Source organism: Corynebacterium sp. HMSC070E08 (assembly GCF_001808895.1).
Taxonomy (GTDB): Bacteria; Actinomycetota; Actinomycetes; order Mycobacteriales; family Mycobacteriaceae; genus Corynebacterium; species Corynebacterium hiratae.
On sequence record NZ_KV794736.1, the window covers coordinates 34,701 to 59,292 of the forward strand.

Annotated in this window: 22 protein-coding genes; 15 read left to right on the forward strand and 7 right to left on the reverse strand. The window is 60.5% G+C overall.

Features of this window, described 5'->3' with window-relative positions; translation table 11 throughout:
- A complete protein-coding gene (locus HMPREF2526_RS02565) occupies positions 1 to 471 on the reverse strand; it encodes an RDD family protein (RefSeq protein WP_049154591.1) in 471 nt (156 codons plus the stop codon).
- A gap of 59 nt (positions 472 to 530) precedes the next feature.
- On the reverse strand, positions 531 to 1,271 hold the full coding sequence (locus HMPREF2526_RS02570) for a class I SAM-dependent DNA methyltransferase (RefSeq protein ID WP_070516962.1): 741 nt from the start codon (positions 1,269 to 1,271) through the stop codon (positions 531 to 533).
- A 241-nt stretch (positions 1,272 to 1,512) separates the two neighbouring features.
- Between HMPREF2526_RS02570 and rpsA the strand changes: the two genes are divergently transcribed.
- Entirely contained in the window at positions 1,513 to 2,973 is a 1,461-nt protein-coding gene (gene rpsA / locus HMPREF2526_RS02575) for a 30S ribosomal protein S1 (RefSeq protein ID WP_010190105.1), read from the forward strand.
- Positions 2,974 to 3,046: 73 nt separating this feature from the next.
- Complete coding sequence (coaE, locus tag HMPREF2526_RS02580) at positions 3,047 to 3,661, forward strand: dephospho-CoA kinase (RefSeq protein ID WP_049154593.1); 615 nt, start codon at positions 3,047 to 3,049, stop codon at positions 3,659 to 3,661.
- 14 nt (positions 3,662 to 3,675) lie between these two features.
- Here the strand turns inward: coaE and HMPREF2526_RS02585 are convergent, their stop codons facing one another.
- Positions 3,676 to 5,052, reverse strand: coding sequence for a DUF4185 domain-containing protein (locus tag HMPREF2526_RS02585; RefSeq protein WP_070516964.1), 1,377 nt, complete (start codon positions 5,050 to 5,052; stop codon positions 3,676 to 3,678).
- 104 nt (positions 5,053 to 5,156) lie between these two features.
- On the opposite strand from HMPREF2526_RS02585, the gene HMPREF2526_RS02590 reads away from it, so the two are divergent.
- The 4 genes from HMPREF2526_RS02590 (at position 5,157) to HMPREF2526_RS02605 (ending at position 8,800) form a co-directional block, all read left to right on the forward strand.
- Positions 5,157 to 5,519 carry a DUF4259 domain-containing protein gene (locus HMPREF2526_RS02590; protein ID WP_046648539.1) on the forward strand — a complete coding sequence of 121 codons (363 nt, stop codon included), beginning with the start codon at positions 5,157 to 5,159 and terminating at the stop codon, positions 5,517 to 5,519.
- 47 nt (positions 5,520 to 5,566) lie between these two features.
- Positions 5,567 to 7,660 carry an excinuclease ABC subunit UvrB gene (gene uvrB / locus HMPREF2526_RS02595; RefSeq protein WP_046648538.1) on the forward strand — a complete coding sequence of 698 codons (2,094 nt, stop codon included), beginning with the start codon at positions 5,567 to 5,569 and terminating at the stop codon, positions 7,658 to 7,660.
- A gap of 113 nt (positions 7,661 to 7,773) precedes the next feature.
- A complete protein-coding gene (locus HMPREF2526_RS02600) occupies positions 7,774 to 8,220 on the forward strand; it encodes a universal stress protein (protein WP_010190093.1) in 447 nt (148 codons plus the stop codon).
- A 139-nt stretch (positions 8,221 to 8,359) separates the two neighbouring features.
- Positions 8,360 to 8,800, forward strand: a complete 441-nt coding sequence (locus tag HMPREF2526_RS02605; RefSeq protein WP_046648537.1) for a universal stress protein — start codon at positions 8,360 to 8,362, stop codon at positions 8,798 to 8,800.
- Positions 8,801 to 8,891: 91 nt separating this feature from the next.
- Here the strand turns inward: HMPREF2526_RS02605 and HMPREF2526_RS02610 are convergent, their stop codons facing one another.
- The 4 genes from HMPREF2526_RS02610 to HMPREF2526_RS02625 form a co-directional block, all read right to left on the reverse strand.
- Positions 8,892 to 9,908 (reverse strand): App1 family protein, encoded by a 1,017-nt coding sequence (locus tag HMPREF2526_RS02610; protein WP_046648536.1) that lies wholly within the window; start codon positions 9,906 to 9,908, stop codon positions 8,892 to 8,894.
- Positions 9,909 to 9,918: 10 nt separating this feature from the next.
- Positions 9,919 to 12,159, reverse strand: a complete 2,241-nt coding sequence (locus HMPREF2526_RS02615; RefSeq protein ID WP_070545659.1) for a HelD family protein — start codon at positions 12,157 to 12,159, stop codon at positions 9,919 to 9,921.
- Between the two features lie 176 nt (positions 12,160 to 12,335).
- Positions 12,336 to 13,259 (reverse strand): DoxX family protein, encoded by a 924-nt coding sequence (locus HMPREF2526_RS02620; protein WP_070545661.1) that lies wholly within the window; start codon positions 13,257 to 13,259, stop codon positions 12,336 to 12,338.
- A 95-nt stretch (positions 13,260 to 13,354) separates the two neighbouring features.
- On the reverse strand, positions 13,355 to 13,957 hold the full coding sequence (locus HMPREF2526_RS02625) for an MBL fold metallo-hydrolase (protein ID WP_070545664.1): 603 nt from the start codon (positions 13,955 to 13,957) through the stop codon (positions 13,355 to 13,357).
- Positions 13,958 to 14,033: 76 nt separating this feature from the next.
- Here HMPREF2526_RS02625 and uvrA point away from each other — a divergent pair, with 76 nt between their 5' ends.
- The 9 genes from uvrA (at position 14,034) to pheT (ending at position 24,525) form a co-directional block, all read left to right on the forward strand.
- Positions 14,034 to 16,871 (forward strand): excinuclease ABC subunit UvrA, encoded by a 2,838-nt coding sequence (gene uvrA / locus HMPREF2526_RS02630; RefSeq protein WP_070545667.1) that lies wholly within the window; start codon positions 14,034 to 14,036, stop codon positions 16,869 to 16,871.
- On the forward strand, positions 16,871 to 17,797 hold the full coding sequence (locus tag HMPREF2526_RS02635; RefSeq protein WP_239663583.1) for a serine hydrolase: 927 nt from the start codon (positions 16,871 to 16,873) through the stop codon (positions 17,795 to 17,797). Before uvrA ends, HMPREF2526_RS02635 begins: the two co-directional genes overlap by 1 nt.
- A 253-nt stretch (positions 17,798 to 18,050) precedes the next feature.
- Positions 18,051 to 18,572: a translation initiation factor IF-3 gene (infC, locus tag HMPREF2526_RS02640; RefSeq protein ID WP_080975058.1), complete on the forward strand. Its 522-nt coding sequence runs from the start codon at positions 18,051 to 18,053 to the stop codon at positions 18,570 to 18,572.
- A 36-nt stretch (positions 18,573 to 18,608) separates the two neighbouring features.
- Positions 18,609 to 18,803: a 50S ribosomal protein L35 gene (gene rpmI, locus HMPREF2526_RS02645; protein WP_010190075.1), complete on the forward strand. Its 195-nt coding sequence runs from the start codon at positions 18,609 to 18,611 to the stop codon at positions 18,801 to 18,803.
- Between the two features lie 56 nt (positions 18,804 to 18,859).
- Positions 18,860 to 19,243 carry a 50S ribosomal protein L20 gene (gene rplT / locus HMPREF2526_RS02650; protein WP_005323264.1) on the forward strand — a complete coding sequence of 128 codons (384 nt, stop codon included), beginning with the start codon at positions 18,860 to 18,862 and terminating at the stop codon, positions 19,241 to 19,243.
- A 206-nt stretch (positions 19,244 to 19,449) separates the two neighbouring features.
- Positions 19,450 to 19,926 carry a TM2 domain-containing protein gene (locus HMPREF2526_RS02655; RefSeq protein ID WP_053089068.1) on the forward strand — a complete coding sequence of 159 codons (477 nt, stop codon included), beginning with the start codon at positions 19,450 to 19,452 and terminating at the stop codon, positions 19,924 to 19,926.
- 113 nt (positions 19,927 to 20,039) lie between these two features.
- A complete protein-coding gene (locus tag HMPREF2526_RS02660; RefSeq protein ID WP_046648591.1) occupies positions 20,040 to 20,840 on the forward strand; it encodes a TrmH family RNA methyltransferase in 801 nt (266 codons plus the stop codon).
- A 97-nt stretch (positions 20,841 to 20,937) separates the two neighbouring features.
- Positions 20,938 to 21,984 carry a phenylalanine--tRNA ligase subunit alpha gene (gene pheS / locus HMPREF2526_RS02665; RefSeq protein ID WP_070545670.1) on the forward strand — a complete coding sequence of 349 codons (1,047 nt, stop codon included), beginning with the start codon at positions 20,938 to 20,940 and terminating at the stop codon, positions 21,982 to 21,984.
- A gap of 27 nt (positions 21,985 to 22,011) precedes the next feature.
- Positions 22,012 to 24,525, forward strand: coding sequence for a phenylalanine--tRNA ligase subunit beta (gene pheT, locus HMPREF2526_RS02670; protein WP_070545673.1), 2,514 nt, complete (start codon positions 22,012 to 22,014; stop codon positions 24,523 to 24,525).
- Positions 24,526 to 24,592: the final 67 nt, after the last annotated feature.

A 24,592-nucleotide genomic window follows, 5' to 3' on the forward strand; every position in this document is an offset into this window, starting at 1 on the left:
TTAAGTCAAGCCCACCGCGCGCTCGTCCTCGGTGGGCGTGCGGCGCTCCACCAAGCACCCGGCGAGGAGATCGAAGGGAGTTTGTCCCAGCAGTAGGACGCTCAATCCGAGGATGGCCAAAATGGTTGCCTCAACATAGGGGAGTCCTGTCAGTGCAACAAGGGTGAGGAGTAGCCAGCTGTTGCGAATTGCAGCGCTGGCGATGCCGGGATGCTCAGCAATGACCTCCAGCTTTAGCGACCACTTACCCAGGGAGGTCTGCTTTGTCGCCTCCGCCCACACACGGTAGACGTAGAAGACGAGGGCGAGGGCGACGATGTCATATATGGCGCCCGCCCTGCCTGTGAGGGCGCCATCGGTGCTGAGGTTGATGAGCCACTTGAGCACCACGATCACGGCGGCGGCAAGGAAGGCGTCGATCCACCACGCCACCGTGCGGCGCAGAAAGATCCCGAGGCGTTCTTGAAGCATGACTGCCAGCTTAGTTCGCTGCGGCCGGCAAACTCCGCAACAGGGTGGGCGGTGCCGGCCTAGCGCGCTTCGCAGACGAAGATGGCGGTACCGGGGAAAATGGCTCCCCTTTCAGGAGACCACTGGCCCCAAGTGATGTCGAGGCCCTCTGGCCACTCGGGCTCGATGAGGTTGTAAATTTCAAATGAACCACGCACCTGGAGCGCTCGCACCCAATCGCCCATCGTGCGGTGAAACTCAGCATAGGTGAGCTCGCCGTTGGCATCCTGCTCGAGGTAGGCGCGCTCGAAATAGGACAGCTGTGCAGTGAGGTCCTGTGGATCATCGGGGAAGACCCAACGCATGGGGTGTGGCACAGAAAAGACGAAGCGGCCACGAGGGCGCAGAACGCGGTGAACTTCGTACAGTGCCTGGTCAAGGTCGGCTACGAAGGGAAGGGCCCCGAAGGCAGAAAAAGCGATGTCAAAGACTTTATCGCGATAGGGAAGCGCCAGGGCATCTGCTTGAACGAGCGGTAGGCCAGTCTCGGCATGGGAGAGCATTCCAGGCGAGAGATCGAAGCCCGTCGCAAAGCGCGCGCGTCCTTGCAACCACTGCGTGCACGGCGCGGAGCCGCAGCCGAGCTCGAGGACGGTAGCGGAGGAGACGTCGCCAAGCAGCTGCGCTTCAGCCTCATGCAGCATTTCCGGACACCAGTAGAAAGAGGATAGATACTCGGGATGATCTGCGTGGTAGGAGTCGGCGTCATCATCCCAGAAATTACGATTGGCTGCGGATGCAGAAAACGATGCTGAAGACATTCTTCCTTTCCCAATTCTTTTTCCATGTCGTATTTGCCGTTTTAGCTGCGAGGATGTAGGGTTGTACGGGCGTGTCTATGACTCGGGACGCGCTGGGCTACTGTAGGAGAGCTTGGCACGGCTGCGAGTCGGGATTGGAATCCATCTTAAGCCTTGCGTATTTACGCTGCTTAATGACGCTTTTCAAGAGACGCGTAACTGTCCAATTACGATCTCCTACGTTTATTCGGAGCATAACTACATGCCAACTTCTAACACCCCTCAGGTTGCGATCAACGACATCGGAACCGCAGAGGACTTCCTCGCAGCTGTCGACGCCACCATCAAGTACTTCAACGATGGTGACATCGTCGAGGGCACCGTGGTCAAGGTTGACCACGACGAGGTCCTGCTCGACATCGGTTACAAGACCGAAGGCGTCATCCCGTCCCGCGAGCTCTCCATCAAGCACGACGTCAACCCGGATGAGGTTGTCGAGGTCGGCGACGAGATCGACGCTCTTGTTCTCACCAAGGAGGACAAGGAAGGCCGTCTGATCCTGTCCAAGAAGCGCGCACAGTACGAGCGCGCTTGGGGCGCCGTCGAAGAGCTGCACGCCAAGGAGGAGCCGGTTACCGGTACCGTCATCGAGGTTGTCAAGGGTGGTCTCATCCTGGACATCGGCCTCCGTGGCTTCCTCCCGGCTTCCCTCGTTGAGATGCGCCGCGTTCGCGACCTGGAGCCGTACATCGGCCAGGAGCTCGAGGCCAAGATCATCGAGCTGGACAAGCAGCGCAACAACGTTGTCCTGTCCCGCCGCGCATACCTCGAGCAGACCCAGTCCGAGGTCCGCTCCGAGTTCCTGCACCAGCTGCAGAAGGGCCAGGTCCGCAAGGGCGTTGTCTCCTCCATCGTCAACTTCGGCGCCTTCGTCGATCTCGGCGGTGTCGACGGCCTGGTTCACGTTTCCGAGCTGTCCTGGAAGCACATCGACCACCCGTCCGAGGTTGTCACCGTGGGCGACGAGGTCACCGTCGAGGTCCTCGACGTCGACCTGGACCGCGAGCGCGTGTCCCTGTCCCTGAAGGCAACCCAGGAGGATCCGTGGCGCGTCTTCGCCCGCACTCACGCTGTGGGCCAGATCGTCCCGGGCAAGGTCACCAAGCTCGTTCCGTTCGGCGCCTTCGTTCGCGTCGAGGAGGGCATCGAGGGCCTCGTCCACATCTCCGAGCTGGCTCAGCGCCACGTGGAGGTTCCGGACCAGGTTGTCAACGTTGGCCAGGAAGTCATGGTCAAGGTCATCGACATCGACCTCGAGCGTCGCCGCATCTCCCTGTCCGTTAAGCAGGCAGACGAGGACTACACCGACGAGTTCGATCCGTCCAAGTACGGCATGGCTGACTCCTACGACGAGCAGGGCAACTACGTGTTCCCGGAGGGCTTCGACCCGGAGACCAACGAGTGGCTCGAGGGCTACGACGAGCAGCGCCAGGCTTGGGAGGCTCGCTACGCCGAGTCCGAGCGTCGCTTCAACCTGCACACCGCTCAGATCGAGCGCAACCGTGCTGCAGCCGCTGAGGCCGCCGAGTCCGCTGCCAACTCCAACTACTCTTCCGAGTCTCAGGATGCAGCTCCGGCATCCGATTCTCAGGCAGAGGTTGGCGGCTCCCTCGCATCCGACGAGCAGCTCGCTGCTCTTCGCGACAAGCTCGCTGGCAACTAAGGACATTGCTTCTTAGGAAAGGCCGTCTTTTCCCGCTGGGGGAGAGGCGGCCTTTCGCGTATCCTAAGCCGGTATGAAACTGATTGGACTTACCGGCGGAATCGGCAGCGGAAAATCCACCGTAGCGCAGCTCCTCGTGCAGGAAGGCTGGGTACTGGTCGATGCAGACCGCATCGCCCGTGACATCGTTGAGCCAGGCCAGCCGGCACTCACTGAGCTGGCGGAGGCCTTTGGGCAGGACATTCTGCTCCCCGATGGGAGCCTTGATCGCGGTCTCTTGGCCTCCCGCGCTTTTGCCAGCGCCGAGAAAACCGCTGTTCTCAACTCCATTACCCACCCGCGTATCCAGGAAGAAACCCAGGCACGCTTCGAGGCAGCGCGCCAAGGCGGTGCCGAGTTCGTGGTTTATGACATGCCGCTCCTCGTCGATAAAGGGCTCCACGGAGACATGGACGCCACCATCGTCGTCGACGTCGACGCAGAGGAGCGAGTACGCCGACTAGTCGAGTACCGCGGCCTGGAGGAAACCGATGCACGCCGCCGCATAGCCGCGCAGCTCCCCGACGATGTGCGCCGTGCCGCCGCCGACTTCGTCATTGATAACAACGGCCCCCGCGAAGCGCTCGATGGGCAGGTCGCGGGGGTCGTCGAGAAGCTGCGTGCACTCCTAGGCTCACCCGATAGCTAAGAATCTCTTTCTAACTATCGCGTTGCTACGACGTCTGAGACGGCGATGTGGTCATTGTTTTCCATGTCTTCACCCACAAAATCGAGGTCCGTGCGCATAAGCATGGTGTTGTAGTCGCGCCACGACGTTAGTGTGTAATACAGGTGCTGATCATCCTGGTTCGGCAGCACGAAGGGCGCGTAGGTGTCGTTCAGAGGTTGGCCGCTGACGACCTTTGTCGTCTCGGCGCTGACTAGCATGCGGCGTGGCGACCACGGTCCCTCCGGACTATCCGCAGTGCGCATGACGATGCCTTCACCTTCCACCCCGTACATGGTGACGAACTTGCCCAAGTACTGGTTGTAGGCGACGGAGAGCTCTGAGACCTTACCGTCAAGCACTTCGCTAGCTTGTGCGGGGTCCTTTACCCAGGAGCCATCAGAGTAGTAGCTGAAGGCACGTTCGTTGGGGAATTCCGATTTCAGCGCGCGCGACAGGTAAGCGGGGCCGCGGCGGCCGTTGCCCGTGGTGAAGCGGTAGACATAATCCCCGTGCTCGACAAAGGCCGATTGCTGCAGTTTCTCAAAACCGGCGCGATAGTTGGCGCCACCAGGGATTGGCGCGTTCGCACCGTGGCTGGCGTTGGTGCGTGTGGCCTCCGGAACCGCGCGCCAGGTGACTCCGCCATCAGTGGACTTCACCGTCGCCGCATAGTTGGTGGACCAGCCAGTGTTCGGGTCGTGCCAGGAGCGCACGGACATGTAGTCCACGTAATGCACGCCGTCAACGACGATCCCCGCCGTGGGAATCGTGGTGCGCTCACCGTTGGTATCGGCGTCCCCAACCTTCTGCGAAGGAATGAATTCCTTTGCCCGGCCATTGGTGGACCAGCCGCCAGTAGTCAGTGCCTCCTCGAGACGCAGGCCGTCGCCATAGTCGTGGTCCGTCGTGCGCAGCAAGAGGTTGGAGCGCCAACCATCGCCCTCGCCGACGCAGTCCATGGAGTCACCGAAGACGTAGTAGGAATGACCTGTGTCATCAGAGTAGGCGATGCCCAGATCGGTCCCGGAGATGCCAAACTTTTGATCCGTGCGGTTGGGCGAACCGGAACCGGTGATCAGCTGCATGATCTGGGTGGGCCCGCCAGTAATTTGGCGCTGGTTATAGTTGCTGCGCTGCCCATTCGCAGACTCTCCCCGCTTTCCCGAACGGGAGGAGCTGCCGAAGAGCGCATCGAGCCCACCGAGAGAGGATCCACCGGCTGGACCGGAAGCCTTCGGAGTGGAGGTAAAGCTACCAGACTTCGAGTAGGGCGTACACGGCGCGGCGAGGGCCGATGGTGTCTGGGTTAGTACGGCGAGAGGGAGCAGCCCGGCAATCGTCAGGGTGCTGGCAAGGGAACGGAACTTCATGCCAGCCGATTCTAAAGGAAGGCAGGAACTTTTAAAGGATATGGCGGGTAAAATTTACCTGCTGCTCTCATCCCGTTCATGTAAGCGGTTTATTCTCCCCCTTCATGGGAACCTGGGACGTTGGGCCTTTTGATAATCATGCCGCGTGCGAAGTGCTCGCGGATATTCGTGATGGTTCCTTCGACCTTGATGCATTCAAAAAGAGCTGCGTGGATTCGCCCATTGATATCGACGACGCCGAGATTGTCATCGCCTTGGGAGCGCTGGCCACGGCGCCGGCCGACAAGCTGCCTCCGGGGATCAGCGCTGACGCTGTCAAGGCGCTGCGCACACCGCAGACTCGGGCGTGGTTGCGCAAGCGGATCAACACGGCGATGGAGCCGGACAAATCCGCAATCTATGCGCTCTGGGAGACCACCGGTGAGCTCGAGCTGTGGCTGCGCACCACGCGTGCGGCGCTGCCCTAAGCCGCTGTCCTAGCCGGTTTCGTCCGCGCCGCGTTAGACTGGTCGGCATGGCTTTTGCTGCTGAACACCCTATCCTGCCGGTCTCTGAACACCGCCCAGTCGGCGAAGTTGAGCGCCGCTCGGCCGAGTTTCGTGTTGAGTCCGAGTACCAGCCCGCCGGTGACCAACCTGCGGCTATCGCGGAACTCAACGAACGCCTCAACCGCGGAGAGCGCGACGTGGTCCTCATGGGTGCCACGGGCACCGGTAAGTCAGCGACTGCTGCGTGGCTCATTGAACAGCAGCAACGCCCGACACTGGTGATGGCGCCGAATAAGACACTAGCAGCACAGCTGGCAAATGAGCTGCGCCAACTCCTTCCACACAACGCGGTGGAGTATTTCGTCTCCTATTACGACTACTATCAACCGGAGGCCTATATCGCGCAGACGGACACCTACATTGAGAAGGATTCTTCTATCAACGAGGATGTGGAACGCCTGCGCCACTCGGCAACGTCGGCCCTGCTCTCTCGCCGTGATGTCGTCGTCGTCTCCTCAGTGTCCTGCATCTATGGCCTAGGCACGCCGCAGTCCTACCTTGACCGCTCCGTCGTGCTCGAGGAGGGGGAGGAGATTGACCGCGATCGCTTCCTGCGCTTGCTAGTCGATATTCAGTATGAGCGCAATGACGTGGGCTTTACACGCGGAACCTTCCGCGTCAAGGGCGATACCGTGGATATTATCCCCGCCTACGAAGAGCGCGCGGTGCGCATCGAGTTCTTCGGCGATGACGTGGACGAGCTCTATTACATCCACCCCTTGACGGGCGACGTACTGGAGCGGGTCGATGAGGTAAGAATCTTCCCCGCAACGCATTATGTAGCAGGCCCAGAGCGTATGGCCCGTGCCATTGAGGACATCAAGGAGGAGCTCGCGGAGCGCCTCGCCGAGCTGGAGAACCGCGGCAAGTTGCTCGAAGCGCAGCGCCTGCGTATGCGTACCGAATACGACCTCGAGATGATTGAGCAGGTGGGCTTTTGCTCCGGCATTGAGAACTATTCGCGCCACGTTGATGGCCGCCCCGCCGGTTCCGCGCCGGCGACGCTCTTGGATTATTTCCCAGAGGACTTCCTCACCATCATCGATGAGTCCCACGTGACCGTTCCGCAGATCGGCGGCATGTTTGAGGGCGATATGGCGCGCAAGCGCAACCTCGTGGAGTTTGGCTTCCGCCTTCCTTCTGCCGTAGACAACCGGCCGTTGACCTTCGATGAGTTTGAGGAGCGCGTGGGCCAAACCGTCTACATGTCGGCCACACCGGGCGATTTCGAAATGACGGCTTCCGGCGGCGAGTTCGTGGAACAGGTCATTCGCCCCACCGGCCTCGTAGACCCCAAGGTGACGGTCAAGCCCACCAAGGGCCAGATTGATGATCTCATCGATGAGGTTCGCGCCCGTACCGCGAAGCAGGAGCGCGTCCTAGTCACGACCTTGACCAAACGTATGGCGGAGGACCTCACAGATTACTTGCTGGAACACGGCATCAAGGTGCGCTACCTCCACTCGGATATTGACACGCTCCAGCGCGTGGAGCTGTTGCGCCAGCTGCGCTTGGGTGAGTTCGATGTCCTCGTGGGCATCAACCTGCTGCGTGAGGGTCTTGATCTTCCCGAGGTGTCGCTCGTCGCCATCTTGGATGCCGATAAGGAAGGTTTCCTGCGCTCCACCACCTCGCTTATTCAGACGATCGGCCGCGCCGCACGAAACGTCTCCGGGGAGGTCATCATGTACGCGGATAAAATCACGGACTCGATGCAGGAAGCCATCGAGGAGACTGAACGCCGCCGTGAGAAGCAGATTGCGTATAACAAGGAGCACGGCATTGACCCGCAGCCGCTGCGCAAAAAGATCGCCGATATCTTGGACCAGGTCTATGAGAACGCCGATGAGCAGGGGCAAGACGCGGATCCCACGGCAATCGTCGACAAGCCGGATGTGTCCTCCATGGCAGCCGACGAGGTGCAGGCGCTTATCGACGACCTGACGACCCAAATGCGAGAGGCCGCCCGAGAGCTCAAGTTCGAGTTGGCGGGGCGTTTGCGCGATGAGATCGCTGATCTGAAAAAGGAGCAACGCGGTCTTAAGGAAGCCGGGATCTAATGAAGCGCGCCAGTACTCAGAGTTTTACCCACTCAATGTGCGGGTAAAACCCGTCTCTGCGTAGAAGACCGTGTCATACTGTTAAGGATTAATCGCTACTTATAAGGAGAATCATGCTGAGCTACAACGTCATCGCCGTCGGAACCGATGGCTCTCAGACTTCCATGCGCGCTGTCCGTTCTGCCGCATCCATGGCGCGCGCCTATGACGCGACGCTGATTATCGTGTCCGCTTTCTACAACCACTCTGGTTCGATGCTCGGCGCCCCGAACTCGGAGGACGCACGAGTACCGGTGGTGAGCGAGGAGATGTCGGAAAGCTTCCTCAGCAATGCCGCGGAGATCGCGCACGGTGAGGGTGCGAAGCGCATTGAAATCATTGCTAAGTCCGGTGACCCTGTGAATTCGCTCCTCGAGGTGGGCAAGGACTACGACGTTGATATGTTCGTCGTGGGCAACAAAGGAATTCACTCGGTGCGCGGTCGCGTGTTTGGCTCGGTAGCGACGGAGCTCACGCGCAAGGCCCACGCCGACGTCGTGGTGGTCAACACCACTGACTAGGGCAGTGTACCGCGCGCGTATCCTCGTGCGCGCTGATCGACGTGAACGCGCCAGCGTTGTTAGACTAGCTGGTGCGCAAAAGCTTTAAAATTTTGTCAAGCGGTGGCCCCACGGTTGGGGCCAGCGAAGAAAGGTCATCATGAGCGATTACAACAAGATCGTGGTCGGTACCGACGGTTCCAAGTCCTCCTTGCTCGCAGTGGAGCGTGCCGCCAAGATCGCCGCAGCCTTCGATGCCACCCTCATCATCGGTTGCGCCTACTACGAGAATCAGGAGCAGGCTTCCAAGACGCTGCGCCAGGATTCCGTGACGATTCTCGGTGATGAGAAGGCCCAGGCCAACCTCGCTTCCGGCAAGGAACACGCAGAGAAGTTCGGCGTGACGAAGGTGGAGACCGCTGTGCGCCCGGGAACCCCGGTTCAGGCCCTGATGTCTATCGTCAACGACAACAAGGCAGACCTGCTCGTCGTTGGTAACCGCGGAATTAACTCCCTGACCGGCCGCCTCCTCGGTTCGGTTCCGGCGGATGTCGCACGTCAGTCTGACTGTGACGTCATGATTGTTCACACTGTGAGCTAGGACGCTAGTCGTCACGGCGCGCATGCTCCGGAGAAGTCCTTAGCATTGAGGAAGTCTCTGGGCCTGCGCGCCGTTTTGTTTCTAACGAGCTTTAGTTGCTCAATCGCAGCTCGCGGTAAGCGCGGGCAAGAACGTCGCCATCCGTCCCCTGAATGAGTGGGATATCGAAGGAGGTCTGCTCGTTGACCTTCACCAAAGGCGCGAGCGAACCGTGTGCGAGCAGCTGTTCCTGCGGGCTGAGGTTGCGGATCGCCACGGCCGCTACGTGGTTGGGGTGCTCCGCCGCCGCGTCGGCATAGGTAAGCGGATCGTGCTGACCGTCGTCGCCGATGAGCAGCCAGCGGAGCTTCGGGAAAGCAATGAAGAGGTTGCGGAGCTGCACGCGCTTGTGCTCCTGACCATTGCGGAAGAGGCCGGTGGGGGTAGGACCCCAGTCTGTCAGCAGCAGGGGACCACGCGGGAAGCCCTTCTCCGCCATGAAGTTAACCAAGGTGTCGTAGGTGTTCCAGGCGCCGGTGGAGAGGTAAATGAAGGGGATATCGGGGTGCTGTTGGGCGATTTCCCGGTAGAACCGTGCCATACCTTCGACGGGGGTGCGGGTATTGGTGCGTTTAACCCACGAGTTCCATGCTGCGATCATTGCGCGCGGGAGCCACGTCACCATGATGGTGTCATCTATATCGCTGACCACACCGAACGTGGTGTCCTTGTCCACGATGAGGACTTCCGAGGTCACCGCGTCCGCGCCCTTGGCACGGATGGTGACCTCGTGCCAGCCGGGCTCTAGGCCGTGGTTGTAAACGAGGATATCGATGTAGCCGTTGTCGTTGGTGGTTCCCGATACCGTCTTCCCACCAACCGTGACTTCGACCTCGTGGTCTGTGACCTGAATGGTGAAGAACTGGCGGTAGCCACGCTGCGCCCAGGTATCCGTTTCTTCAGCCGTCGGGTCATGCATGAGGACACGGCCCAGAACACGGACGAATTCTTCATTACCGTAACCGGCATAGCCAGTGATGCTGGGCTGCCACCCTTTACGCGCCGAGCGCTTGAGCGAGAGGGAATTGACAGTGAATTCGACTTTGCGGGCGATATCGGAAAGAGCCATGGGCACCAGACTATCCGAAAACCTCCGCATAACGGCCGGTGATGGTCAAGGACTGCGTCGCACGCGTGAGCGCAACATAGAGGTTGTGCAAACCCTGTGGGGAGGCTGCCACGATGTCATCGGGGTTGACCACCGTGACGTGATCAAACTCGAGGCCTTTGATCTCCTCGACGTTGGCAGCCGTGATCACGGCGCGCAGGCGCCCGTCCTCATCCTGGAATGTCTTCGGCTCCGTATCGGTGGCGTCGTCGTGCCAGACAACGTCAACACCATCGCGCACCGCGATGCTCGGCGTGGCCTCAGGGTTGATTTCTTCCAACAGCCGATTGGCCAATTCCGTAACCGGGCGTGGGGTGCGGTAGTTGACCGTCAACCCGTGCAGTCGGAAGCGCTCTCCAACAAAAGGCTCGAGCGTCTCGCCCCAGTCATCCACACCGGCGGGGGCTCCAGTCTGGGACGTATCGCCCACGAGCGTCATCCATCGCGAGGGGCTACGCCGGAAAATCATGCGCCATTCCATGGGGGTAAGTTCTTGGGCTTCGTCAACGATGACGTGCCCGTAGGCCCACGTGTAGTCTTCGCGGGCCCGCTGGGCGGTGGTGCGGGAATCCCGCACCTCGTGACGGCGAGCGAGGTGCTCGGCGTCGATGACATCGTGCGCAGAGAGGATCTCGGCTTCGAACATGTCATCATCGTTGTCAGTGGAATCAGAGGAGCTCAGGATATCGAGGGCGTCTTCTGCCTCCGCGACCTGTTCGCGCCATTCTTTCTCCTCGGCGGCGCGCTCTGCTTCGGGGTCGGGCATGCCGATGAGGACCGCGAGCTCGTCGAGAAGCGCGGCGTCGGAGGCCGCCCATGACGTACCGTCTTCGCGGTAGAGGGCACCGCGGGTTTCGTCATCATAAGCGTAGGCTGCCGTATCGATTCGTTCGGCGCTACTCAGGAGATTGGCGAGTACCTCGGTAGGCATGAGATGGGGCCAGAACTCGTCGATGAGTTCTGTGACCTGTGGTTCTTCGGCGAGGTCATCGTGGAGCTGATCCACGTCCGCGCGGGAGAGCAGGTTGGCACCTCCCAGCGGGTCAGAACCGATGCGTTCGGCCATCTGCTGGGCCAGAGACTCGATGAGGTGTTCCGCAAATGCCGCTTGAGCGTCGTTGTGCGGCTTGCGCGAGCGTCGCGCGCGGGTACGCGCCGCCTTGACCATAGCTGGGGTGACGGTGAGCTCGAGCCGATCGATCTCCACCGTGCGCGGCTGCTCCGGTAGGCGCTGATAATCCTTGACCGCGTTGCCGAGGATTTCCACCATGGCAGCGGAGCCCTTGATCTCGCGGGCGAGCAAGGACTCCGAGTGAGTAGCCTCGATGCTGGGGAAGAGGGAAGAGATGGTGGAAAGCACGACACCGGTTTCACCAAGGTCCGGGAGCACGCGGGAAATGTATTCCAGGAAGGTGGAGTTGGGGCCCACGATCAGCACGCCCGTGGCGGCGAGCTGATCACGGTAGGTGTAGAGCAGGTAGGCCACGCGGTGCAGTGCAACAGCGGTCTTGCCGGTTCCTGGTCCGCCTTCGACCACCATGACGCCCCGCGTGCTGTCACGGATGATTTCGTCCTGTTCGCGCTGAATGGTCTCCACAATGGAGGGCATGTGCCCGGTGCGGGCGCGCTGCATCACGTGGTGGAGGGCGGACTCGCTTGCGACATCGCTGCTGTCAGCAGAGGATTCTCCCTCCAAGACCTCGTCGCTGATTCCAGTAACCGTGCGCCCAGTGGTCCGGATATGCCGGCGGACATGGACGCCTTCAGGGTGCGCTGTAGTGGCGAGGTAGAAGGGGCGCGCCATCGGCGCACGCCAATCCAGAAGGAGTGTCCGGTAGTTCTCCTCCCTGGCGTCGAGCCCCATGCGGCCGATGTAGCGCCGGTCCAGGCCTTCCGGGGTGGGATTATCACCGGGTGCATCGATGTCGATGCGGCCAAAAACTAAGCCGAGTTGGGAGACGTTGAGGCGATCCAATTTAGCCTGCAGGCCGTGGTACTCGGTCTCTCGCCGAACGAGTGCATCGGCGTCCGGGGTATGCGGATCGACGGCAGCTTGTACTTCGTTCAAGCGCTCGTTGGCCGCTTGAACCTCGTTGTCCAGACGCTCGAAGAGGCCATCGACATATGCTTGCTCGCTAGCTATTTCCGCGCTCTGCTCGTTCGTGTGGGCGCCGGGTTTCCCGGTGTGAGTCGCGGGTGAAGATTCAGACACAAGGCTCCTTGGGTGCGTATGAAGGCTTCTCGTGGACAGACGGGAAGTAAGGGAGATGGGGAAGAGTGGACAGGAAAAAGAACAACGGCCCAGCATACTAGCTGAGCCGTTGTTCTCTCCACCGCGGCGATTGTCGTGGTGTGTTGCGGAGTTATCCGCAGCGAAGGACGGAGAGCTTAGAAGCGGTCACCGAACTTCTTGAAAGCCTTATCCAGCTTCTTGGAGGCTTCCTTCTGCAGCTTCTCGGCGCGCTTGCGAGCCTTCTTCTGGGCACGCTTGCCATCGAGCGAATCTACCTTAGCCAGGGCTTCATCGGCACGATCCTGTGCCTTGCCAGCAGCCTTGACCAGTCCCTTGCGGGCGGTATCGGTGTTGTCACGGGCCGCGTCGAGCCAGTCATCCTTGTTGTCCTCAAAGAACTCGCGTGCCGTCTCAGCGGTGTCCTCGACGAAGGAACGCGCGGAGTCGATGAAGTCACGGCCGGCAGACTCCCAGTCATCGCGGTTGTCCTCGACGTAGTCCTTGGCGGTCTCAAACCAGTCATTGGCCTTGGCCGTGACATCGGAAGAAATCTCGTTTGCGCGATTGGAGAAGTCCTCCGCAAATTTCTGCTGTTCGGACTTGCCCGGCAGCGCCTGCTGAATCTTCTTGTTTGCACGCTCAGAGGCCTTAGCAGCGCGCCACCGCACGGAAGGCTTTCCTTCGGTGTCCTGCGTAACGATGGCGAGGGCACCAAGCAGAGCGGTGTTGGTGATGAAGCTGTTGCGCTGTGCTTCCTTGTCCTTCTTGGAATCCGCGGTCCAGAAAGCATTGCCGACCAGGTTGGGGACGTGCGTCAGCGCGAGCACTGCAGCCGAGGTGCGCGGAGCCTTGCCCAGCGCGAGGCTCGTGCCCGCAGCGGTCTTCGCGCCGCCGAGCGCGCGGGTAACCAGCTCTGGGTCATTGGGGATGTAACCCGCGTATTCGCGGGGCAGCACCTTGCGCAGGCGCTTGAGCACGGACTCGGTGTCCGCGACGTGCTCCGAGGTGTTGCGGAGCGTATCCACACCATCCCAGACAAACACGGAGGCCAGCATAGGACGGGCAAATTTACGAATCATAACGTGCTCCATTCAATAGATCTGTAAAGACGTTCGCCACACCATAGTACGCGCGTTAAACAACTGCTGCTGTGAGCGCAGCAGTTAACACGTAGTTACCAGCGGCGCTCCCACCACTCGTCCATGTGCGGGCGTTCCGCGCCGAGCGTGGTAGGGGCCCCGTGCCCGGGGCGGACAATTGCGTCGTCCGGATAGACGTCAAAGAGCCGCTGCGTGACATCTTTGTAGAGGCGCACGAAGTCACCTTCCGAGGTGGTCTTGCCCACGCCGCCGGGGAAGAGGGAATCACCGACGAAGAGGTTGGTAACGCCATCAATCTCCGCTGCAATTGCTGCTCCGCCCGGGGTGTGTCCGCGCAGGATAATGACGGGCAGATCGTAACCGGCGAAAGGAAGCGTATCGCCATGCTCCAGTTCCACGTCGACGGGCGCGGGCAAAGCAGGGGCATCCAAGAAAGAGGAATAGTGAACGGCACCGGTTTCATTCAAGATTTCTTTGAGTGCGCGTACGTGATCCCAGTGGCGGTGTGTGGTCAGCACCGCGGTGATCTTTACTCCGTGGTCGGCGGCCAAAGCGAGCAGCGCGGGGGCGTCAGCGGAGGCGTCGATAAGCAGCGCCTCGTCACCCGCGCACAGCAGGTAGCAATTGTTGTCCATCTCGGACACGGAAATTTTATGAAGCTCAAGCGCGTTGTTCATAAGTCCAACCATACGGGTACATTCTGAGTGAGAACTCTCTGAACACACATTCTTTTGTGTAGGAAGGCAACAACTAGTGGCTGATCGTTTGGTCGTACGTGGTGCGCGTGAGCACAACCTCAAGGGCGTGGACATCGATATCCCGCGCGATAACCTGGTGGTGTTTACCGGCCTATCGGGCTCAGGCAAGTCCTCACTCGCCTTTGACACCATCTTCGCCGAGGGCCAGCGGCGCTACGTGGAGTCTTTGAGCTCCTACGCGCGCATGTTCCTTGGCCAAATGGATAAGCCTGACGTTGAGTTCATCGACGGTCTATCCCCAGCGGTGTCCATTGACCAAAAGTCCACCAACCATAACCCGCGCTCGACGGTGGGAACCATCACCGAAATCTACGACTACCTGCGTTTGCTTTTCTCGCGTGCGGGCACGCCGCACTGTCCTGAGTGTGACGCCGTCATTGAGCGCCAAACCCCGCAGCAGATTGTTGATGAAGTCTTAAGCCACGAGGAAAAGCTGAAATTCCAGGTCCTCGCACCGGTCGTTCGCCGACGTAAGGGCGAGTTCGTTGACCTCTTTGCTGACCTCGCGGCCCAGGGTTACTCCCGTGTTCGGGTAGATGGGGAGCTTTACCAGCTCAGTGACCCGCCGAAGCTGAAGAAGCAGATCAAGCACGACATCGACGTCGTCGTGGACCGCCTGCAGGTCAAGTCGTCTCAAAAGCAGCGGCTTACGGATTCGGTTGAGACGGCACTACGGTTGGCAGATGGCCTGGTCACCCTTGATTTCGTTGACCGTGAAGAGCTCACCCACACGTATTCGGAGAAGGCTGCCTGCCCCAACGGGCACACCCTGACCATCGAGGAATACGAGCCGCGCGCCTTTTCTTTCAATGCTCCCTTTGGTTCCTGCCCGGTGTGCGATGGCTTGGGCACGCGCCTTGAAGTGGATGTGGATCTGTTGATCCCGGATCCGGATGCCCCGGCTGTCGAAGCCATCCAACCGTGGACGTCGAGCCCCAATGCGCGATATTTTGTCAAACTAGTCGAAGGTCTAGCGAAGGCCCTGGACTTTGATCCTCGCACCCCGGTTTCCGAGCTCACCAAGGAACAACGCCATGCTCTGATCTATGGCACCGATGTGGAAGTCAGCGTGCGCTACAAGAACCGCTATGGCCGCCAGCGCAACTGGTCCGCGCCGTTCGAGGGAGCTATTGGCTTCTTGGAGCGCAAGCTCGATCAGGCGGATTCCGAGTCGCAGAAGGATCGCTTGCTCCAGTACACCCGCCGTGTGCCGTGTAACGCTTGTGACGGTACCCGCCTGAAGCCGGAAATCTTGGCGGTGCGTTTGGCCTCCACCGCGCATGGCGAGCAGTCCATCGCCGGCTTGACGGCACTGTCCATTGAGGAGGCGGCGGAGTTCCTCGATTCTCTCGTGTTGGGCCACCGCGAGGAAATCATTGCTGGTGCTGTGCTCAAGGAGATCCAGGCTCGCCTGCGCTTTCTTCTCGACGTCGGCCTGAACTACCTGACCCTCGACCGCGGCGCCTCCACGCTGTCCGGCGGCGAGGCACAGCGCATTCGCCTCGCCACCCAGATCGGTTCCGGCCTGGCGGGAGTCCTCTACGTGCTGGATGAGCCCTCCATTGGTCTGCACCAGCGCGATAACCAGCGCCTCATCGCCACGTTGAAGCGCCTGCGCGATATCGGAAACACCTTGATTGTGGTGGAACATGATGAGGACACCATTCGGGAAGCGGACTGGCTTGTCGACGTTGGACCGCGGGCCGGCGAATTCGGCGGAACGGTGGTCTATCAGGGCGAGCCCGCCGGCATCGAATCTGTGGAGGAGTCCCTGACGGGGCAGTATCTGTCAGGAAAGAAGAAGCTTGCGGTCCCGGATACGCGCCGTGAGATTGACCCTGAGCGCATGCTCAAGGTGGTCGGCGCGCGCGAGAATAATCTCAAGGGCATTGACGTGGAGATTCCGCTAGGCGTGCTCGTGTGTGTGACAGGCGTGTCCGGCTCCGGTAAATCCACCGTGGTCAACCAGATCTTGGCCAAGACCTTGGCCAACAAACTCAACCGTGCCCGCCAAGTACCCGGTCGCGCCAAGCGCGTGGAGGGCGTGGAACACCTGGACAAGCTGGTGCAGGTCGATCAGAGCCCCATCGGGCGCACCCCGCGCTCGAATCCGGCAACCTACACAGGGGTCTTCGACAAGATCCGTAATCTGTTCGCGGAAACCCAGGAGGCTAAGGTGCGTGGTTACAAGCCGGGCCGGTTCTCCTTCAACGTCAAGGGCGGACGCTGTGAGGCGTGCCAGGGCGACGGCACCATCAAGATCGAGATGAACTTCCTGCCCGATGTTTATGTGCCGTGCGAGGTTTGTGACGGTGCCCGTTATAACCGCGAGACCCTGGAGGTCCTCTACAAGGGCAAAAACATCGCCGAGGTTCTCGACATGCCGATCTCGGAGGCAGCGGAGTTCTTCGAACCCATCACGTCGATCCACCGCTACCTCAACACCTTGGTGGAGGTGGGCCTGGGATATGTCCGCTTGGGTCAGGCCGCCACGACGCTTTCCGGTGGTGAGGCGCAGCGCGTGAAGCTGGCCTCCGAACTCCAAAAGCGAACGAATGGACGCACGGTCTACATCTTGGATGAGCCGACGACCGGACTGCATTTCGAGGACATCCGAAAGCTCATGCTCGTCATTCAAGGCCTGGTTGATAAGGGCAACTCGGTGATCATCATCGAGCACAACCTCGACGTCATTAAGGCCGCCGATTGGATCGTGGACATGGGCCCGGAAGGCGGCTCGGGCGGCGGCACCGTCGTGGCCCAAGGCACGCCAGAAGACGTGGCGCAGGTGGAAGGCTCCTATACGGGAGGGTTCCTCAAGGAGCTGGTGTGATGTTGGGCCACAGAAGTACCCGCACGGCAGCACTAGCCATCAGCATTGCTGCGACAGCCACCATGACGGGGTGTTCCGGCCCAGCGGAAGACACATCGCCGCCGGCTCCCGAAGAATCACCAGGCGTGGAATCGCCCGCCAGCTATGACGTGCGCGCCGAATTACGCGATGTCGTCTCTGAAGTACAGAAGGAGTTCAATGTCCGCGCCGGCGTGGCGGTGGCGGATAGGGGAGGGACTGTCAACGCCGGATTACGCGGTGAAGAGCCTGCGTGGTCGACGGTGAAGGTTCCTATCGCGATTGCCGCGCTGCGCGACGGCGCTAGCCCGGAGCTCGTCGACCTTGCGATTAAGGAATCCGACAATGATGCTGCCTACGCGTTGTGGTCCCACGTGCGATGGACTGAGGGCGATGCTGGGAGCGCAGTAACGGCGCTCTTGGACGAGTATGGTTCGACCGGCGAGTTCGAGGAACCTTTTGGCTACTCCACGTGGCTGCTGGAAGACCAGGCAGAGTTTGGCGCACACTTACCGTGTATTCCGGAAGCAGAACAGGTCTATGACGCAATGGATGACATTGTGGAGTGGCAAGACAACGGATTGGACAAGCTCCCGAACACCCGCGCCAAGGGCGGGTGGGGACTATCCGAGTACGACGACGGTTATACCCACCGCCAAATTGGTGTGCGGGAAACCACCCCATCGGGCTCGAGTAAAGAGTCCACGGTGGGATTGGCCATTGAAGTCACCATGCCGGGTGAGTACGCCGAAGAAGCAATTCCTGCGCTCAACGTTCTTGCTGCTGGAGTGGACCGAGTCGTAACTGAGGCCTTGGAGGCTGGCGCGCTTAAACCGGTGGAGGGCTGCGCACCGCCCACGGCAACGCAGACTGCAGGAACGACATCGGCACGCCGATTTGGTTCCTGAAAAATCAGGTGTTAAAGTAGTGCGCACTACCGCCCGTAGCGCCTCCTCCAGGAGGTACTTGGGCCGCAAGCGGAGTTTCTCCCACCCGAAGCCGCGCCGGACACTAGTTCCGCCGCAGGATAAAGGTTAAGAGTAGGCGCCATACGTTGGCGCGTGCTTGAAAAGAAACTCCCGGATGCCTTTGGCACCGGGATTTATTCGTTTGTGGTCACGGTAGGCACACTACTAGCCCCCACAATCGAGGAGAACCACAATCAGCGCTGAAGCTCGCATTAATGAGCGCATCCGAGTACCCGAGGTCCGTCTTGTTGGCCCCGGTGGTGAACAGGTGGGCATTGTCCGTACAGACGATGCTCGCAAGCTTGCGTACGAAGCCGATCTTGACCTGGTCGAGGTTGCCCCGAACGCTAAGCCGCCCGTAGCCAAGATCATGGATTACGGCAAGTTTAAGTACGAACAGGCTCAGAAGGCCCGCGAGTCCCGTAAGAACCAGCAGCAAACCGTGGTGAAGGAGCAGAAGCTCCGTCCGAAGATTGATGATCACGATTACGAGACCAAAAAGGGCAACGTGGTGCGCTTCCTGGAGAAGGGCTCCAAGGTCAAGGTGACCATCATGTTCCGTGGCCGCGAGCAATCGCGTCCGGAGCTGGGTTTCCGCCTGCTGGAGCGTTTGGCTGACGATGTCGCAGAGGTCGGCGTCGTGGAGTCGCGCCCCAAGCAGGATGGTCGCAATATGACCATGGTCCTTGGGCCCGTCCGCAAAGGCAAGAAGTAGACCACGCTCCACTTAGGATTTAAGGATTTAATTCTCATGAAGCAGAAGACTCACAAGGGCACCGCCAAGCGCATCAAGGTGACCGGCTCCGGCAAGCTGCGTCGCGAGCAGGCTAACCGCCGCCACCTCCTGGAAGGCAAGCCTTCCAAGCGCACCCGTCGCCTGAAGGGCACCGAGGACGTCGCCAAGGCAGACACCAAGCGCGTCAAACGCCTTCTCGGCCGCGCATAGTCAGCGCCGAAACTCCCATCCCCACACACTCACAATCAAGATAAGGAAGTATTACTGTGGCACGAGTAAAGCGCTCAGTTAACGCCAAGAAGAAGCGTCGCGCGATCCTGAAGTCCGCTAAGGGCTACCGCGGCCAGCGCTCCCGCCTCTACCGTAAGGCCAAGGAGCAGTGGCTGCACTCCATGACTTACGCTTACCGCGACCGTCGCGCCCGTAAGTCTGAATTCCGCAAGTTGTGGATCCAGCGCATCAATGCTGCCGCTCGTATGAACGACATCACCTACAACCGCCTCATCCACGGCCTGCGCCTGGCTGAGATCGAGGTCGACCGCAAGATTCTCGCTGAACTTGCCGTCAACGACTTCGAGGCTTTCTCCGCACTGTGCGAGGCCGCCAAGGCCGCACTGCCGGAGGACGTTAACGCACCGAAGGCTGCGTAAGCGTCGAGCGTAGAAACGTCACGAACCCACCGCCCTCTTATGGAGGACCGGTGGGTTTCTTGTTGTGGGGAGTAGCACCCGCTAGGTCGGCGGGCGTACTGCTCCTCTTTGTGGTTTGTGTTACATTGCTCGTTGTTGTGTAAATCAAGGTAGCCGTTGGCTTCTGGGCCTGCCCTAGGGGCACATGGTGCGAAGGAGAGATAGTTATGACCAACCCGAATAGCGCGTATCAGCCCAATGGCGATGCTTATGGCGGTGGCTCTTATGGCGGACAGTCGCAGCAGTCGAACCCCTTCGGATCATCCAGTGATCAGTACGGTTACAGCTCGGCTCCGTATGGCGGTTCGCAGCAGTCCCAGAATCTGCCCGCACAGCAGGATGCATACCAGTCAAACTATGGCCAGCAGCCACACCCGGGCGGCGAGCAGAAGTCATGGTTGGTAGCGCTGCTCCTGTGCTTCTTCTTGGGCGAATTGGGGGTTCATAACTTCTATATTGGTCGCACGCAGCGCGGCATGTGGCAGTTGGGCCTTGCAATCGTAGGATTCGTTACCTCTTTTATCCTCATTGGCTTTATCCTCATCGGTGCCTTAGTGATCTGGAAGTGGGTCGAGCTCGTATTCATCGCCGGTGGTTTATCTGGCTTTGATAAGGACGCCGACGGAGTTCCGCTAAAGAAATAAAGCCCACCCGTATCCGCGTAGATGACGTGGAGACCAACCGTCCCGCTACCCACTCAAACTTGCTGGGGGAGCGGGACTTTTCAATGTCTGGTTCGGTGGGTACCGTCAAATGCATGAATCTGGATTTTTCCTCTGCCTTTACTGAACGCACGCCGCGCGTGGTTAATGCCGCCAAATTGCACCGGGCGGCCAGCCGCCGAAAGGCGGAGCGTTTCATCATTGAGGGCGAAAACGCCGTGGACGCGGCCGTGTCCACCGGTGCCGCTACGGATGTTTTCGTGACGGAGAAGGCCGCCGAGCGCTTTGCACACATTGTTCAAGCCTGCGGCTACATGGACGTGTATGTGCATCCCATTACGGATAAGGCGGCAAAGCACCTGTCTGACACCGCCACGAGCACCGGGCTCTTTGCCGTGTGCCGCCCAGTGTTGTGGACCGCCGGGAAGATTTTGGCCGGCAAGCCGAAGCTGGTGTCGGTTCCTGTCTTGACGGCGGAGCCGGGCAACGCGGGAACACTGATCAGGACCTCGGATGCCATGGGCGCCGATGGCGTCATCTTTGCCGGGGAAACCGTGGATCCCTTGGGCTGTAAGGTGGCGCGCGCGTCGGCCGGATCGCTTTTCCATGTGCCCGTAGCCCGAGACCCCAACATCAAGGATGTACTGGGCAAGCTGCGCTCCTCTGGTCTGCAAGTGTTGGCTACGGCAGCCGACGGCGAGGTGGACCTCGCCGATGCGGACCTGTCCCAGCCCACCGCGTGGCTTTTTGGCAATGAGGCGCACGGCCTGGGTGATTTGCAGGATGAGGCGGACATGCGTGTGCGCATCCCGATTCTTGGCCGAGCGGAATCTCTGAACCTTGCTACGGCCGCCAGCATTTGCCTCTATGAGTCTGCGAAGCAGCAGAGCAGCTAGCGCCGCCGACGTGCCAGGGTTGGTGGCCACAGAAGTCAGGCGGCACGGTAAGATAGCTCGCGTTAGTTTTTGTGCGAGAAGAAGGTAATCAAGGCACGTGTCCGATACACCTCAGATCGAATTGACCGAAGAGGCCCTCGAGGCCGCCGCGCAGAAGGCCATCGCCGCCTTCGAAGCTGCAACCAGCCTCGACGAGCTCACCTCCGCCCGTCGCGAGCACCTTGGTGATAGCGGCTATATCCCGCAGGCCCGCCAATCGCTCGGACAGCTGCCGAAGAATCAGCGCAAGGATGCTGGACGCGCAGTGAACATGGCCCGCGGCAAGGTGGAAAAGCGCTTTGCCCAGATTCGTGAAGTGCTGGAGCAGGAGGCCCGCGCCGCGCAGCTGAAGGCGGAGAAGGTCGATGTCACCGTCCCTACCACCCGCGCGCAGACCGGTGCCCTGCACCCCATCACAGCGCTGTCGGAGCGCATCGCGGACATCTTTGTGGGCATGGGATGGGAAATCGCCGAAGGACCAGAGGTAGAGGCGGAGTACTTTAACTTCGACGCTCTGAACTTCAAGCCCGACCACCCAGCCCGCACCTTGCAGGACACGTTCCACGTGGGCAAGGAAGGTTCCAAGCAGGTGCTGCGTACCCATACATCCCCGGTGCAGGTGCGCACGATGCTCGACCGCGATGTCCCGCTCTACATTGCCTGCCCGGGCCGTGTTTTCCGTACCGATGAGCTCGATGCCACCCACACTCCTGTCTTCCACCAGGTGGAAGGCCTTGCCGTGGACAAGGGGCTGACCATGGCTCATCTTCGCGGCACCTTGGAGCACTTGGCCAAGGTTCTCTTCGGCCCGGAGACTACCACCCGCATGCGCGTGAACTACTTCCCGTTTACCGAGCCCTCCGCTGAGGTCGATGTCTGGTTCCCCAACAAGAAGGGCGGCGCCGGCTGGATCGAGTGGGGAGGCTGCGGCATGGTCAACCCCAACGTCCTGCGTGCGGTAGGCATTGACCCCGAGGAATACACCGGTTTCGCTTTCGGCATGGGCCTCGAGCGCACCCTGCAGTTCCGCAATGGTCTGACCGATATGCGCGACATGGTCGAAGGCGATGTCCGCTTCACCCTGCCATTTGGCGTGCAGGCATAGGAACCCAGAGAAAGGATAGAAAGAAAAATGCTTATTTCCCAAGACTGGGTTACCCGAATTCTGGGCAACGCTAATTCCGGCTGGACCGTGTCCTCTGAGGAACTGGACTCTGGCTTTGTCCGCGTAGGTTTTGAAACCGAGGGCTACGAGGCCCTTCCGGAAACCACGGGCCCGCTGGTTATCGGTCAGGTTGTAGAGATCGAAGAGCTCACCCAGTTCAAGAAACCAATTCGCTATTGCCAGGTCAACGTTGGCCAGGCCAATGGGACGGGGGAGCTGCAGGGCATTATCTGCGGCGCCCGCAACTTCCGCCTCAACGACTACGTCGTGGTCTCCCTTCCGGGTGCTGAGCTGCCGGGAGGATTCAAGATTGCCGCCCGCGAGACCTACGACCATATCTCCAACGGAATGATGTGCTCCGCAGCTGAGCTGGGCTTCGGCCCCAAGGCAGACGGCATCATCGTGCTAGGGGAGGAGGTTGCCGACAAGATTGGTGAGGACGCCCGCCCCCTTATTGGGCTGTCCGATACCGTCTTCGACGTCAACATCACCCCGGATCGTGGCTATGCCTTGTCTGCGCGTGGCCTGACGCGTGAAATTGCCTCCGCATTTGATCTCACTTTCCCCGACGTGGCGCAGGATCCGAGCGTGGCTGGCATCGACACCTCCGTCGTGCCGGCTCCGGAGGGCACGCTTATCGACGTTGACCTGAGGGAGGAAACCAAGGCGCAGCGATTTGGTCTGCGCAAGGTGACCGGTATTGACCCGGCAGCGCGTACCCCGTTCTGGATGGAGCGCGAGCTCATGCTCTCCGGTCAGCGCGCCGTCAACGTGGCTACCGACGTCACGAACTACGTCATGCTGCTTCTGGGCGCGCCGATGCACGCCTTTGACGCCGACGTGATCAAGGGCAACCTCGTTGTGCGCAATGCCAACGAGGGCGAGAAGTTCGAGACCCTCGACCACGTCAAGCGGGAGCTTTCGGAGGGCGACGTGGTCATCTGCGATGACAACGGTATCCAATCCTTGGCGGGCGTCATGGGTGGCACCACCTCCGAAATTTCTGACGAGACGACTGATGTCTACTTCGAGTCGGCCATTTGGGATCCGATCACCGTGGCCCGCACATCCCGCCGCCACAAGCTCTCCTCGGAGGCTTCTCGCCGTTTCGAGCGCGGAGTAGATCCGGCCATCGTTGAGGTAGCGCTGGACGTGGCGTGCGTGCTGCTTCAGCAGATTGCTGGCGGCACGATCGAGGCTGGGCGGACGCTCGTGGGAGACGTCGCCAAGCGCGAGTCCATCTCCCTGCGCGCTGCCAAGCCCAGCGAGTACGCCGGCGTGGACTACTCCCAGGAGACCGTGGTGAAGCGCCTCACGGAGGTCGGCTGCGAGGTCTCCGGTGAGGAGGAGCTCTCCGTCATCCCCGCCTCCTGGCGCACGGACATCGAAATGGACGTTGATCTCATTGAGGAGATCCTGCGCCTGGAAGGGCTGGAAGACATTCCGACCATCCTGCCCACCCCGGTGGGCGGTCGCGGCCTAACTCCGGCGCAGAAGCGTCGCCGTGCGATCGGACATGGGTTGGCCTATGCGGGCTACGCCGAGGTCCTCCCGTCGCCGTTCATCGCGAACGACACCTTTGATACCTGGGGCTTGGACAAGGAGGATGCGCGCCGCCAGACCGTGGCCGTGCAGAATCCGCTCGAGTCAGACAAGGCGATCCTGTCCACGACGTTGCTGCCCAATCTCCTTGAGGCTATCGCCCGCAACGTTGCCCGTGGCCGCAGTGATCTGGCCTTGTTCGGCCTCCAGCAGGTGGCCTTCAAGCGCGCTGATTCTTCTCCCATGCCGTCGGTGGAGTCGCGCCCAGAGGAGTCAATGGTCGCCGATCTCCTTGGGTCTTTGCCGCTCCAGCCGTTGCACGTAGCCACGGTGGCCACCGGAAACATTGAACACGAAGGGCCGTGGGGAGCGGGCCGCGCCTACAGCTACGCGGATGCTATTGAGTCTGCGCGCCAGGTTGCTCGTTCCGCTGGCGTGGACATCGCAGTGAAGGCAGCTGAGCAGCTGCCGTGGCACCCGGGCCGCTGTGCTGCAATCGTTCTCGCAAGCGATGAGGAGACGGTCGTTGGCTACGCGGGTGAGCTGCACCCGCAGGTCCTTGAGGCCTTGGAGCTGCCAGCACGCACGTGTGCGATGGAGCTCGATGTGTCAGCCCTGCCGCTGGATGAGAAGTTCCCCGCCCCCGTGCTGTCTTCCTTCCCGGCTTTGCACCAGGACATCGCTTTGGTGGTGGACGAGGAAACCCCGGCGGAGACGGTTCGCCGTGTGGTCGAGGAGGGTGCTGGTGATCTCCTCGAGTCCGTGGAGCTTTTCGATGTCTTCCGTGGCGAGCAGCTCGGCGAAGGAAAGAAGTCCCTAGCCTTCCAGCTTCTCTTCCGTGCTGGTGACCGCACTCTGACTGATGAAGAGGCCAACGAGCATCGCCTCGCCGCTGCGGAGTTGGCCAAGCAGCGCCTTGGCGCACAGATGCGCGCCTAAGACTCTGCTGCTTCGCTAGTGCTTCGTTAGTGCTCCAAGCCCGGTTAGCCCTGTGGGAGGTTAGCCG